This is a genomic window from Flavobacterium cellulosilyticum, from assembly GCF_004349355.1.
In the GTDB taxonomy this organism is placed as follows: Bacteria; Bacteroidota; Bacteroidia; order Flavobacteriales; family Flavobacteriaceae; genus Flavobacterium; species Flavobacterium cellulosilyticum.
Genome location: NZ_SMFK01000004.1, coordinates 73,899 through 86,006 on the forward strand (window position 1 = coordinate 73,899; position 12,108 = coordinate 86,006).

The following is a 12,108-nucleotide window of genomic DNA, read 5'->3' on the forward strand; positions in this document are numbered from 1 at the left end:
TTTATTATGAGTTATTTTAAATTATTTTTTTTCTTATTCCTATTTCAAATTGGGTTTTCGCAACAGAATATTTTTGATATTTCCCGCAAAGGTTCGGTTGAAGAGGTTAAAGAAGCAATGAAACAAAACCCTGATATTATAAATTCATTAAATGATGAAGGATATTCACCTTTAATTTTGGCAAGTTATAGAGGAAACGTGTCTGTGGTCAATTTTTTAATCCAAAATGTAAAGGATATCAATGGAAGTGGCCCAATGGGAACTCCATTAATGGCAGCAGTAGTAAAAGGAAATAAGGAAATAGTTTTAGCCCTTTTAGAAAATAATGCTGATGCAAATTTATCAGATGCCAATGGAACTACAGCTTTAATATATGCAGTACAGTTTAAAAACGTGGATATTATAAAATTACTTTTAAGTTATAAAGCAGACAAATCAAAAATTGACGATAAAGGAAAGACCGCTTTCGAGTATGCTGTTTTTTCGAATAATGATGAAATTATTAACCTTTTTAAATAATATATTATGAAAAGAATTACTTTTTTTTTAATCTTATTTATGAGTACAATTGGATTTTCTCAACAGAAAACAACTGGTGATGTTGTTTTTTTGGCAAATCTCTCAGCAAAATTAACGCTTAATAATTCAAATTCAACAGCTACTTTAACTATAAAGGGACCTTCTGATAGATGGTTTGCAATAACAATTGGAGTGTTTGCTAACGGAGGAGCAATGGATGCCGGTAATGACGTTGTTTATTTTAACGGGACCACTTTAATTGATGCTACACATGATGGACAAGGAAATACTCCAATTGTTGATGCAATTAATAACTGGACCGTTTCTAGCAATTCAATTTTATCTGGTACAAGAACAATCATTGCTACAAGACCATTTGTTGCTGAGGTTAATGATTATACTTTTAATTACTCAGATAATTCAATTAGTTTAGCGGGAGCTCATGCTAACTCTGCAATTAGTTCGTCCTTGCAATATCATGGTAATAATAGATTTAATGCGGGGACTATTTCTTTAAATACTCTTGGTCTTGCTGATACTTCCTTAAGTGCAACTCAAATTTATCCAAATCCAAATACGGGGGAATTTATTATAAAAACAAATACTAATCTTGAAAAAATAAATATTTATACTCAAACAGGTGCTTTCATAAAAACTATTGTAGTTAAAAATAATGATCAAAATGTTGAAGTAAATTTAGACAGAATGCAAACAGGAGTTTATTTAATTCAACTAGTAAATAGAAATGAAAAAACGTGGAAAAAAATAGTAGTTTCAAACTAATTTTTTAGATGAAAATAATAGTACTAATTTTATTAATTCCTTTTTGTGTTTTAGCGCAAAATGATTTATTATCTGAAATAGATACAATTAAAGCTGATACTAAAGTTGAATCGGCTTTTAAATCATTGAAAATTGTAAATTTAGAATCGACTAAACTTGCTGGTAAAGGTGACTTTTATTTAGTTATTGCACATCGATTTGATTATGTAAATAAAGGGTTTGATGATTTTTTCGGCATTGATAATGCAAATACCCAAATTAAATTTGTCTACGGTATCAAAAATTGGTTGACTGTTCAAATTGCTAGAAGTGGCTTTGAAGAAACTATAGATTTGGGAGTGAAGTATAGTCTTATTTCACAAGATCGGGAAGGGTTTCCATTTACAATTGTAGGCTTTAATAGCATTGCTGTGAATGCTGAAATGAAAAAAGTAATTTACCCAAAACTAGTATTTAAGAATAGGTTGAGTTATGTGACGCAATTATTAATTTCCAGGAAGTTTTCAGATAAATTGTCTTTAGAAATTGCGCCGAGTTATTTTCATGAAAATACAGTAAAAGATCTATTAGATAAAAATAATAATATAATATCACCAAATCCACAATCTAATAATCAATTCGCCATTGGAGTGGGAGGTAGGTATAAATTGGCAAAACGATGGTCTGTAAATATGGATTATGGAGCTCATTTAAATAGAGCAAAACAATCCATCTACAAGAACCCACTTTCCGTCGGTGTTGATTTAGAAACAGGAGGGCATGTTTTTCAAATGCATTTTACAAATTCTCGTGCTATGCATGAGGCAGGTTACCTAGGTAAAACAACGGGTGACTGGGGTAAAGGTGAAATTGCCTTTGGATTTAATTTGGTTAGAGTTTTTTAAAGGAGGAAAAGGTATTAATTTTCGTCTTTTTCTGCTCGATTTAATATGTTTTCCGGAAGTGCTTTTTTGGCTTTGGCCCCCATTTTTTTTAATTTTTCGACACTGGTGATAAGATTGCCTTTTCCATCTACTAGCTTATTCATAGCTCCTTGGTATTCGACTTTGCTTTCATCAATTTTTTTACCAATTTTAATTAAATCAGTTACAAAACCTTCAAATTTATCGTATAAAGCTCCCGCTTGACGAGCAATTTCGAAAGCGTTTTCTTGCTGTTTTTGGTTGGCCCACATACTATCAATTGTTCGCAAAGTAGCTAAAAGGGTAGAAGGGGTTACGATTACAATGTTTTTTTCGAATGCTTTATTATATAATGTCGTGTCTTCATTCAATGCCAATGCAAAAGCAGGTTCCATCGGGATGAAAAGCAACACGAAATCAGGACTTTCAATTTGGTACAAATCGTGGTAATTTTTGTCTCCTAGTTGCTCCACATGACGTTTTATCGAATTAACGTGTTCTTTTAAATAGCCAATTTTTAGACTATCCTCTTCTTCATTGATAAATTTTTCATAAGCAGTCAAAGAAACTTTCGAATCGACAATCATTTTCTTACCATCAGGAAGATTGATCACTACATCTGGAAAAACCCGATTACCATCAGTATTAGTGTGGGATTGTTGCACAAAATATTCTCTGTCTTTTTCCAATCCTGATTTCTCTAACACTCTTTCCAGAATTAACTCCCCCCAATTACCTTGCATTTTGCTATCGCCCTTTAAAGCTTTGGTTAGGTTCAAAGTTTCTTTGCTCATTTGGATGTTCATGTCACGTAAGCCCAAAATTTGTTGGCGCAAAGCCGCGTGATAATCAATACTTTCCTTGTGAGTATCTTCGACTTTCTTTTCGAATAATTGAATTTTATCTTGTAGTGGCGACAAGATATTTTTCATATTCTCTTTGTTCTGCTCGGTGAATTTACTTGATTTCTCATCCAAGATTTTATTGGCTAAATTCTCGAATTCTTTGGTGAACTTTTCTTGTAGTTTTTCAACTTCTTCCTTTTGCTCTTTGTTGCGTTCCCAAAGATTTATAAAATCAACTTCTTTTTTAGAAAGTTGTATCGCCAAGCTGTCTTTCTCATTTCGGATGCTTTCTTTATCGGAATTTGAAAGTGCTAATTGCTTTTCGAATGCGATTTTATCGATTGAAAACTGTTCTTTTTGTTGGGTCAATTGAGTATTTAATGCGATTAGTTTTTCCTCTAAACTTATTTTTTCAGTTTGAAATTGTGCCGAAAACAGGAGTTTCCCAATAAAAAAACCAATAGCGAGAGCAACAATAAAAAGCAATAAAAACGAAAACATATTTGACATAACAGGGTTTATTTTTAGAAAGTAAAAGTAAGGAATATTATCAATCTAAGAATACTTAAGTAGCGATTTAGTAAGGATTTTTAGCATTTAAACCAAAATTAATATCTCCAATTGGATTGTTTGTGTTATTTTATTTTATTTATTAAAATTAAAAACTCAAGCAAAAAATAAGCCAACAAGAAAACCTATTCTTATTGGCTTATTACAATTAAATTATCGAGATTATTCGTCTAATTTTATATTTCCTCTATCCTCGTGATTATCGGGATTTGAATTGGGATATCGGTGTGCGGTAATATCGGAGTTATGGTCTTTATTCTCAATCATTCTTTGTGTTTCTTTGTCTGAAAAGATCTCAATACTGCAACTTGGGTCTTCATTTTTTTTGCTGGTATTTTGCTCTGGATTTGTATCAACATTTCGTGCTCTGTGAACTATTTTTTGCTCTCCATGACTGTTTGTTTCTATTTCTGGTACAAGTTTAGTTGGCTCAGGATTATGACTTTCAGGTAGGTTTTCAGAAGTGAATTCTTCTGCGGGACTTTGCTTATTGTTCGTTTTTTTTGAACCTAAATCATTATTTTCCATACTATTTTTTTTAGTGTTTATAATATCAGTTTTATAAAGATATTTTAATTTACGAGAGCAAATTAATCATTTAACATAGTTTTTGGTTAAATAAGTATTAATGGTTTTCCTAATCCGTTTTAGATGTTTGAAAAAACAACGCTATCTTTGACTTTTATATTTTATAATAATGTCTCACCGTCATTTCATCCTACACAAACCCTATGGCTATTTAAGTCAGTTTATTTACGAGCTCAAAAGAAAAAAGAAACTTTTGGGAGAATTGCATAATTTTCCGCAAGGAACCATGGCCATTGGACGATTAGACGAAGATTCTGAAGGTTTGCTGCTGCTTACCACAGATGGGAAAATGAGCGAAAAAGTTCGATCCAAAAAAGTAGATAAAGAATACTACGTTCAAGTAGATGGAATTATTACTCAAGACGCTATTGACAGAATGAAAAATGGTGTTGAAATTGGTTTCAATGGTACGAAATATAGCACCAAACCATGCGAGTCCTTTATCGTTACAGATATTCCAAATTTTGGAGCTAGAGGGAAAAAAATAAGGGACGAACGCCATGGACCAACCTCTTGGGCTTCAATTACGGTCAATGAAGGAAAGTTTCGCCAAGTACGTAAAATGACCGCGGCGGTTGGCTTTCCCACTTTACGCTTAATCCGAGTTCGAATAGGAAAAGTATATTTGAATGATTTGAATGCGGGAGAAGTTTTAGAAGTTTCTGATTTTACAATAATCGAATAAACCATAAACAGAATAAACAAATAACTATGCTTAATATTGTTTTAGTAGAACCAGAAATCCCCAATAATACTGGAAATATTGGTCGTTTGTGTGTGGGTACCAAAAGTCGTTTGCATCTTGTTCATCCTTTTGGATTTGTTATTAATGACAAAAACTTGAAACGTTCAGGATTGGATTATTGGGTACATTTGGATGTTACTGAATATCAAAATACGGAAGAATGGATGGCCCAAATTCCAGATAAATCGCGCGTTTTTTTAATGAGTTCCCATGCTTCAAAATCTATTTATGAAACTCATTTTCAAGATGGCGATTGGTTGGTTTTTGGCAAAGAAAGCGTAGGTTTAAGTGAGGAAGTTTTAAATCAATTTGAGTACCATTTGACCATCCCAATGTCGAATTTAATCCGAAGTTACAACATCGCAAATTCGGTAGCCTTTGTTATTGGCGAAGCAAAAAGACAAATTAATAATAAAATCTAAGTGATCGGATTTGAAACATAATCGCTCTGAAAGAAGTATGTTTTAATAAAAAAATGAGGAAGTTGTTGGATCAACTTCCTCATTTAGAATTAATTTCTGGAAACAAAATCACTTAATGTCACATACGTATTTCCTGTTATAGCATCATGATAAATGTTGTATTTTGTTGGATAATTTCCAGCTTTTGCAAAATGTACAGGTTGTGAATATTCCATACTAAAATTGTCATTTGAAAGTAGGTAACTCAATGTAATCATTGGCTCAACAAAAATTAATTGGCCATTATAAGAACCATACACCATAATTTTAGAAAAGGGAAGAAAATCACCTAAATTATTAGTTAGCCAATGTTTTCCCATTTGAGGTTCGGCAGTAGCTGGGCCGGGAGGAGTTCCATAATCTGCAGGCATATAGCCCATAGGTGGATAAAGGTTGAAAGCAGCATCGGTGCTTGGAGACCAAGCTGGAATTGCCATTTGCTCTGCGAGAGAAATCATGTAAAAATGCATGTCAAAATGGGGAACGTCAAAAATCCCTTTAGGCTCATGTCCATTCGGATTCCAGTTGAGTCCAATGTGGTCAAATGGGGTTAGTTGTGTTGCTTTTAAATGCAAAGGTATTACAATAGTTTCACCGTTTGGCGGAACGGTTTTGCTGTTGCTTGAAGAAAGATTCTTAAAGGCTTCAGGTGTTATTTCGATACCTATTTCACTTGGAAGTCCATTTTTTACATCCACACTAATCCACGACCGTACTTTTCCGTATCCAAGTGCAACTTGTGGACCTTTAAAAACATTAAGTTTGTTAGCACTCTTTTTTGCGGTTAACGAATTCAAAGCACTTTCTGGCAAATTATTTACCATTTCGTCCTTGCTACAGGATAATAGAAATAATAAGACCCCCAATAAAATAATTTTTTTTGACATTCTAAGCAAATTTTCCATAATTAAAAAAGTTTAAAAGATTGTTTTTAATAATGTAGATAAGTGAAGCTTTGGGGAAAAAATCAAGAAAGTAAAAGTACAATAAATTATTTAAAGTACTGATAATTAGAGTTGTAATTTATACAATAAAATATATTTTAAGAATTTGACTGATGTAATGATAAATTAAATTAGATAAAAAAAATGATTCATTACTATTTACAAATCAGTTATGTGAAAAAGAATCTTCCTTTTTCTCCATCAAAAATTATATTTTCATCTTTAAAGATGGTGTTGAAAGTCCCTTTTTTAATCAAATTGCAAGGTTCGTCTTGAACCACATTTTTAGGCGTAATTACAATCATTTCATCACTTAATTGAATTGCCAAATCAATGTCGTGAGTTGAAAACAAAATGCATTTTTGAGTTTCTTTGGTCAATTTTTTCAATAATTTAAATACTGAAACTTTGTGTAATAAATCGAGATGTGTAGTGGGTTCGTCTAAAATTATTAATGGAGTGTCTTGTGCCAAAGCTCTTGCTATTAACACTTTTTGCAATTGTCCGTCACTTATTTCGTAATGTTTTTTTTCTACTAAATGACTAATATGGGTTAATTCGATAGCCTCATTGATTTTAGCTACATCTTTTGCGGTCAGTTTTCCAATCCAATTAGTATAGGGTTGCCTGCCTAATGCAACGAGTTCGAAAACAGTCAAATTACTTGGTGGTAATTTTTCGGTCAAAACTACACTTAGATTTTGAGCTAAAATTAAAGGTTCGAGCTGATGGATGTCTTTATTATTCAATTGTACTTTACCCGAAAGTGGTTTTTGGATTCCAGTAAGAGTTCTCAAAAGGGTCGATTTTCCAATTCCGTTAGCGCCAATTAAAGCAATAAGTTTTCCTTCGTGTAAATTTAAATTTAATTTTTCGGCAAGGATTGTTGTGGCGCTTTTGGTTTTATAACCAATGCTTAGATTTGTAGTTTGTAATATGATTTTATTTTCCATTAGTTCATCATTTTACGTTTTCTAATTAGTAACCATATCACGATTGGTGCTCCAAAAATTGAAGTCACTGCATTGATCGGCAATGTTAAATCACTACCTGGAAGTTGCGATATACTATCACAAATGAGCATAATAATGGTGCCTAATAGCAGTGTGCTCCAAAATAAAATAGTGTGATTGCTAGTTTGAAAAACCAATTTAGCAATATGTGGTACGGCCAATCCAATAAAGGCAATTGGTCCAGCAAATGAAGTGATACTTCCTGTTAAGATACTTGTCGCTATTATGATAATTAATCGGGATCTTTTATAATTCATACCTAAACTTCGTGCGTAGTTTTCTCCTAAAAGCAAAGCGTTCAATGGTTTGATGCTAATGAGACTTAAAAGCAAGCCAATTGCTACACAAAGGAATAAAATGAGAATCGATTCCCAAGATAAATTCCCAAGATTACCTAAGGACCAAAAAGTAAATTTTTGTAATTGTTCGGCAGTGCTAAAATAGGTGAGTGTTCCAACAATGGCGAAGGTTAAACTCCCAAACATCAAGCCCACAATTAAGATAGCCATGGTGTCTCGCAATTTTTGGGAAACGGATAAAACGGCCAATAAAACCAAAAAACTACCCAGACTAGAAGCCAAAATTATTCCATAAGTGGAAAGTAAATAAGAAGCTAAAAACGAAGGTAAGAATCCAACGCCTAAAACAACTGTTGCTACACCTAAACTCGCACCCGAACTTAATCCTAAAACATCTGGTCCAGCCAATGGATTTCGGAATAAAGTTTGCATCAACAATCCGCTGATAGATAATCCCATTCCTACTAAAATGGCCGCAATAGCCTTAGGTAATCTAAAATTGATGATGATGTATTGCCATGTTTCTTTGCTTGCATTTTCTCCAATTAAACTTTTGAAAACCTCTTTTAACGGGATTGAAATAGAACCCAAACTGATGTTTACTAACAATAGCAATAGCAATGACACAGTCAATAGCGTGAAAATAATTGTATTTCGGTTCTTGTTTTGCAAGTTTTAATTTGTTTATTACACCGTCTGTTCGAGATGAGCAAAGATTTGCGATAGAAAACCTTTGTGAAGTATCGAGAACCTTTGAAAGGCTTCTCGATACAATTCCGCAAAAAAGCAATATCACTCGAAGAGACGAACTAATTTTTTTTAAATTTTGTTAATTTTCATTCTAATTTCTGAAAGAAAAAAAGTTTGTGATTTGGCAATAATTCTTGATGTGTAATTTTAATCAAATCCTTCAATACCAAATCGGGGCGTGTAGAAGCCAATTCAAAATAGACAATTCCTCCTTTTGCTCCTTTTTTCGCCGCATACGAATATACTTTTTTATTTTTAAATGCCGCAAACTGATTGTAATGCGGGTTGCTGTCGCTCATTTGTTGCAATGATGAAAAATCACCTGGAGCAATCCAAAATTCAGCATTTTGTGCTTTTTCTAAAACAGCTTCAAAAGGCACAGATAGACTTCCGGTTCCTTTGGTATCAGCCCATAAATAATTGGATTGCGCTTCTTTCAGGAATAATGCTGCCCAACTTTCACCTTGGGGTACATACCATTGTTCTTGATACATTGCTCCACAAAGAACAGTTGGTTTTGTTGTTGCTTTTTTGGCTAAATCCAAAGTAGTATTGAATTCCTTTGCAATCTGAGTAAAAAGGGTATTGGCTTTGGAATCCAAGCCGTACAGTGCACCAAAAAATTTAATCCATTCGGCTTTTCCTAGTGGAGATTGCTCTGTCCAATCGCCGTTGAGCAGTACTTGTAAACCGCTTTTTTGTAGATTGTCCAAAGTTGGATTGCTGTTGTTTAAACCAAAACTCACAATTACATCTGGTTTCAAATCGATTAAAACTTCGGTATTTAGACTTTCATTTTGGCCTACTTCACGAACATTGCCGCTATCAATTAATTTCCGGGTTTTCTCGGATGAAATATAATCGGTATTGGGAAAACCAACCAAAGTGTTTTCGACTCCCAATAATTCCAAAGCCGGAATGTGAGTTGTCGAAGTCACTACAATCGATTTTATGGGAACTGAAATTTGATTGTATTGCCTTAAACTATCAGGAATTTGTCCGTTTTTTTCTTTGAGAATATAGGTAAAAACTTTTTTGGAATCAGGCCACGGATTTGTGATTTTAATTATTGAAAAACCTTTGTATTTGTATAATTCTAAACCTTTTGCATACCGAATTTCATTTTTTGAATTTGATATCGATTCGACTTCTTTTGATTCTTTTTTACATTGAATAAAGAATAGGGATAAACAGCAAAAAAACAAATATTTTGGAACCAATTTCATTGTGTAAATTTTTACAAAAGTATAATTTAGATTACTATAAAACCTAATTTGTGTAATATTTGATGTATTTTATTTTATTGGGATCATATAATTTTGACAATATAACTTGATAAAATGAGAGACAATTCAAACCCTTTTAATTAGGGGATTGCAGGAATCATTTTACTGCATTTTTTGGTTGGATTGTATTGGATAATTATCAAACTTTCAAAAAAGAAAGTAGACAATGCGAATTGATTTTATTTTTTTATTCAAAACTTAGAACTACATTTGCCGCCGTATTGAGGTTGCTGTTTATATTTTTTAAACCGCATTAAAAGGGAATCAGGTAAAGATTTCAGATTTCAGAATATAGATTTCAGGTTGTAAAAAATCCTAAATCGAAAGTCCTAAATCGAAATTATAATCCTGGGCTGTACCCGCAACTGTAAGCTATTAAGCTCGTTGTTATCTACAAAACCATTGTTCCAAAATATAGGAATTAGTGATTAGAGAATTAGGATTGTAGAAATCCTTAATCAAAAATCCTTAATCCTTAATCAGGAATGAGAAGGTAAACAACAAGACGCAAGCCAGGAGACCTGCCTATTATTTAATAAATATCGAATTTTCGGGAAGAAAAATTCAGAAATTATGACTTTAAAGAAATACTTTGCTTTTTGCTTGTTGTTGCTGTGCCAATATATTTGTGCGCAACAGGATACTATTATTAAATTAGAGGAAGTTTTAATTTCAGATCATCAACTTAAGGATTTTTCTGATTCACAATCAGTTTCAAAACTAACAGATTCAGTAATTGTTAAGAATAGAACCTCTTTAACTTCATTGCTCAATTACAATTCGGTTATTTATTTTAAAGAAAATGGGTTAGGAATGGTTTCTTCTCCTTCTTTTAGAGGAACAACTGCGCAACAAACAGCAGTAATTTGGAACGGTATCAATATTAATTCCCAGCTCAATGGTCAGACCGATTTTAATACACTTTCAGCCAAAGATTTTAATTCAGTTTCTATTCGTTCTGGCGGTGGTAGTGCCATTTACGGGAGCAGTGCCATGGGAGGGAGTGTGCATTTGAATACTGATTTGAGTTTTGTAAATAAGTTTGACAATACTATTCAAGTTAACTATGGTAGTTTTAATACACTTGCAGTAAACTATAAAGTAAAAATGGCTGTTGCCAATTTTAGTACCCAAATTAGTGTGTCTCATATAAGTTCAGACAATGATTATGCTTATTTGGATACTGATAAAAAGAATGAAAATGGTCAATTTGAGAACACTAGTTTGAATGTGAGTTTAGGCTATAAAATTGATTCTAAGAATAGTTTAAAATTTTACAGCTATTTGTTTGATGGTGACAGGCATTTTTCGGGAACTCTTGCTGCTCCTTCGCAAAGTAAATATCTGGATTTGAATTCTAGAAATTTATTGGAATGGTCTGGTCATAATGATAAGGTTAAATCTAATTTGAAACTAGCTTTTTTATCTGAAAAGTATACTTATTTTGAAAATGCTGCAACCTCAGTTTTTAGCTATGGTAGTGCAAAAACACTGACTAGTAAGTATGATTTATTATATAAAATAAATGCTAAAATAGAACTAAATTCTATTTTAGATTATACACATACGCGTGGTTTAGGTAGTGATATTGGGAAAAACGATAGAGAAACAGCTTCGGGAGTTTTACTATTAAAACACAAACTTTTTTCTGATTTTCTATATGAAATTGCCGTTAGAAAAGAAATTTCGAACGTTTATGCTAGTCCAGTATTGTTTTCGGTTGGAACAAATTACAGTCCATTTTCTTTTTATCAATTTAAGATAAATGGTTCTAGAAATTTTAGGGTTCCAACTTTTAATGATTTGTATTGGCAGGGCAGCGGCAACTTGGAATTGAAACCCGAAAGTTCGTATCAACTTGAAGTTGGTCACGCATTTGCGTTCAAAAATACTACTTTATCGATTACCAATTATTATTCGAAAATTCAAGATTTAATACTTTGGTCACCAAGTGCTAATGGAAATTGGCGTCCCAATAATATTGGTAAAGTTTCCACTTACGGTGCTGAGATTTTGTTTAATTATAGTAAAAAAAGTGCTAAAAATAAGTTGGATTTTACAGCAACTTATGCTTATACGATTTCTGAAGATGAAGTGAAAAAGAAGCAATTAATTTATGTTCCTTTTCATAAATTCACGGCTTCATTGGCTTATTCGATAGATAAATTCACTGCTCATTATCAGTATTTATATAATGGCAAAGTTTTTACTTCGTCCGATAATTTTTATTCCCTGAATGATTATTTAGTTTCAAATCTAGGAATTAATTATCAAGTTGGAAAAAAGAAATTCCTGCAAGTTGGTTTTGATATCCTTAATCTTTTTAATGAAAACTATCAAAGTGTAAGTATGCGACCACTGCCAGGAAGAAATTACTCAATAAATTTAATCTTTAATTTTTAA

At 32.5% G+C, this 12,108-nt stretch carries 12 protein-coding genes and 1 riboswitch; of the genes, 6 read left to right on the forward strand and 6 right to left on the reverse strand.

Annotated elements, in window-relative coordinates; translation table 11 throughout:
- Positions 1–6: 6 nt before the first annotated feature.
- From E0F76_RS08475 to E0F76_RS08485, 3 genes are read left to right on the forward strand one after another with little or no spacing between them, the layout of a single operon-like run.
- On the forward strand, positions 7–519 hold the full coding sequence (locus tag E0F76_RS08475; protein ID WP_132004220.1) for an ankyrin repeat domain-containing protein: 513 nt from the start codon (positions 7–9) through the stop codon (positions 517–519).
- Positions 520–525: 6 nt separating this feature from the next.
- Complete coding sequence (locus E0F76_RS08480; protein WP_132004223.1) at positions 526–1,302, forward strand: T9SS type A sorting domain-containing protein; 777 nt, start codon at positions 526–528, stop codon at positions 1,300–1,302.
- Positions 1,303–1,310: 8 nt separating this feature from the next.
- Positions 1,311–2,186 (forward strand): DUF5777 family beta-barrel protein, encoded by an 876-nt coding sequence (locus E0F76_RS08485; RefSeq protein WP_132004226.1) that lies wholly within the window; start codon positions 1,311–1,313, stop codon positions 2,184–2,186.
- Positions 2,187–2,200: 14 nt separating this feature from the next.
- Here the strand turns inward: E0F76_RS08485 and rmuC are convergent, their stop codons facing one another.
- On the reverse strand, positions 2,201–3,559 hold the full coding sequence (gene rmuC / locus E0F76_RS08490) for a DNA recombination protein RmuC (RefSeq protein WP_132004229.1): 1,359 nt from the start codon (positions 3,557–3,559) through the stop codon (positions 2,201–2,203).
- Positions 3,560–3,781: 222 nt separating this feature from the next.
- Entirely contained in the window at positions 3,782–4,147 is a 366-nt protein-coding gene (locus E0F76_RS08495) for a hypothetical protein (RefSeq protein WP_132004232.1), read from the reverse strand.
- 169 nt (positions 4,148–4,316) lie between these two features.
- Between E0F76_RS08495 and E0F76_RS08500 the strand changes: the two genes are divergently transcribed.
- Together E0F76_RS08500 and E0F76_RS08505 are read left to right on the forward strand one after the other, a co-directional pair.
- Positions 4,317–4,892 carry a pseudouridine synthase gene (locus E0F76_RS08500; RefSeq protein ID WP_132004235.1) on the forward strand — a complete coding sequence of 192 codons (576 nt, stop codon included), beginning with the start codon at positions 4,317–4,319 and terminating at the stop codon, positions 4,890–4,892.
- Between the two features lie 26 nt (positions 4,893–4,918).
- Positions 4,919–5,374: a tRNA (cytidine(34)-2'-O)-methyltransferase gene (locus tag E0F76_RS08505; RefSeq protein WP_132004238.1), complete on the forward strand. Its 456-nt coding sequence runs from the start codon at positions 4,919–4,921 to the stop codon at positions 5,372–5,374.
- Between the two features lie 89 nt (positions 5,375–5,463).
- Here E0F76_RS08505 and E0F76_RS08510 read toward each other — a convergent pair whose 3' ends face one another.
- The 4 genes from E0F76_RS08510 to E0F76_RS08525 form a co-directional block, all read right to left on the reverse strand.
- Positions 5,464–6,300: a hypothetical protein gene (locus E0F76_RS08510; RefSeq protein WP_132004241.1), complete on the reverse strand. Its 837-nt coding sequence runs from the start codon at positions 6,298–6,300 to the stop codon at positions 5,464–5,466.
- Between the two features lie 227 nt (positions 6,301–6,527).
- Entirely contained in the window at positions 6,528–7,310 is a 783-nt protein-coding gene (locus E0F76_RS08515) for an ABC transporter ATP-binding protein (RefSeq protein WP_132004244.1), read from the reverse strand.
- Complete coding sequence (locus E0F76_RS08520) at positions 7,310–8,341, reverse strand: iron ABC transporter permease (protein ID WP_132004247.1); 1,032 nt, start codon at positions 8,339–8,341, stop codon at positions 7,310–7,312. Before E0F76_RS08520 ends, E0F76_RS08515 begins: the two co-directional genes overlap by 1 nt.
- A 164-nt stretch (positions 8,342–8,505) precedes the next feature.
- Positions 8,506–9,645 (reverse strand): ABC transporter substrate-binding protein, encoded by a 1,140-nt coding sequence (locus E0F76_RS08525; RefSeq protein ID WP_132004250.1) that lies wholly within the window; start codon positions 9,643–9,645, stop codon positions 8,506–8,508.
- Positions 9,646–9,912: 267 nt separating this feature from the next.
- A riboswitch (cobalamin riboswitch) is annotated at positions 9,913–10,249 on the forward strand.
- Between the two features lie 29 nt (positions 10,250–10,278).
- Between E0F76_RS08525 and E0F76_RS08530 the strand changes: the two genes are divergently transcribed.
- Positions 10,279–12,108, forward strand: a complete 1,830-nt coding sequence (locus tag E0F76_RS08530; protein WP_132004253.1) for a TonB-dependent receptor plug domain-containing protein — start codon at positions 10,279–10,281, stop codon at positions 12,106–12,108.

Bases quoted from the DNA above. Each gene is read 5' to 3' on its own strand.
- E0F76_RS08475 (WP_132004220.1), top strand. From the start codon at position 7: ATGAGTTATTTTAAATTATTTTTTTTCTTATTCCTATTTCAAATTGGG.
- E0F76_RS08480 (WP_132004223.1), top strand. From the start codon at position 526: ATGAAAAGAATTACTTTTTTTTTAATCTTATTTATGAGTACAATTGGA.
- E0F76_RS08485 (WP_132004226.1), top strand. From the start codon at position 1,311: ATGAAAATAATAGTACTAATTTTATTAATTCCTTTTTGTGTTTTAGCG.
- rmuC (WP_132004229.1), bottom strand. From the start codon at position 3,559: ATGTCAAATATGTTTTCGTTTTTATTGCTTTTTATTGTTGCTCTCGCT.
- E0F76_RS08495 (WP_132004232.1), bottom strand. From the start codon at position 4,147: ATGGAAAATAATGATTTAGGTTCAAAAAAAACGAACAATAAGCAAAGT.
- E0F76_RS08500 (WP_132004235.1), top strand. From the start codon at position 4,317: ATGTCTCACCGTCATTTCATCCTACACAAACCCTATGGCTATTTAAGT.
- E0F76_RS08505 (WP_132004238.1), top strand. From the start codon at position 4,919: ATGCTTAATATTGTTTTAGTAGAACCAGAAATCCCCAATAATACTGGA.
- E0F76_RS08510 (WP_132004241.1), bottom strand. From the start codon at position 6,300: ATGTCAAAAAAAATTATTTTATTGGGGGTCTTATTATTTCTATTATCC.
- E0F76_RS08515 (WP_132004244.1), bottom strand. From the start codon at position 7,310: ATGGAAAATAAAATCATATTACAAACTACAAATCTAAGCATTGGTTAT.
- E0F76_RS08525 (WP_132004250.1), bottom strand. From the start codon at position 9,645: ATGAAATTGGTTCCAAAATATTTGTTTTTTTGCTGTTTATCCCTATTC.
- E0F76_RS08530 (WP_132004253.1), top strand. From the start codon at position 10,279: ATGACTTTAAAGAAATACTTTGCTTTTTGCTTGTTGTTGCTGTGCCAA.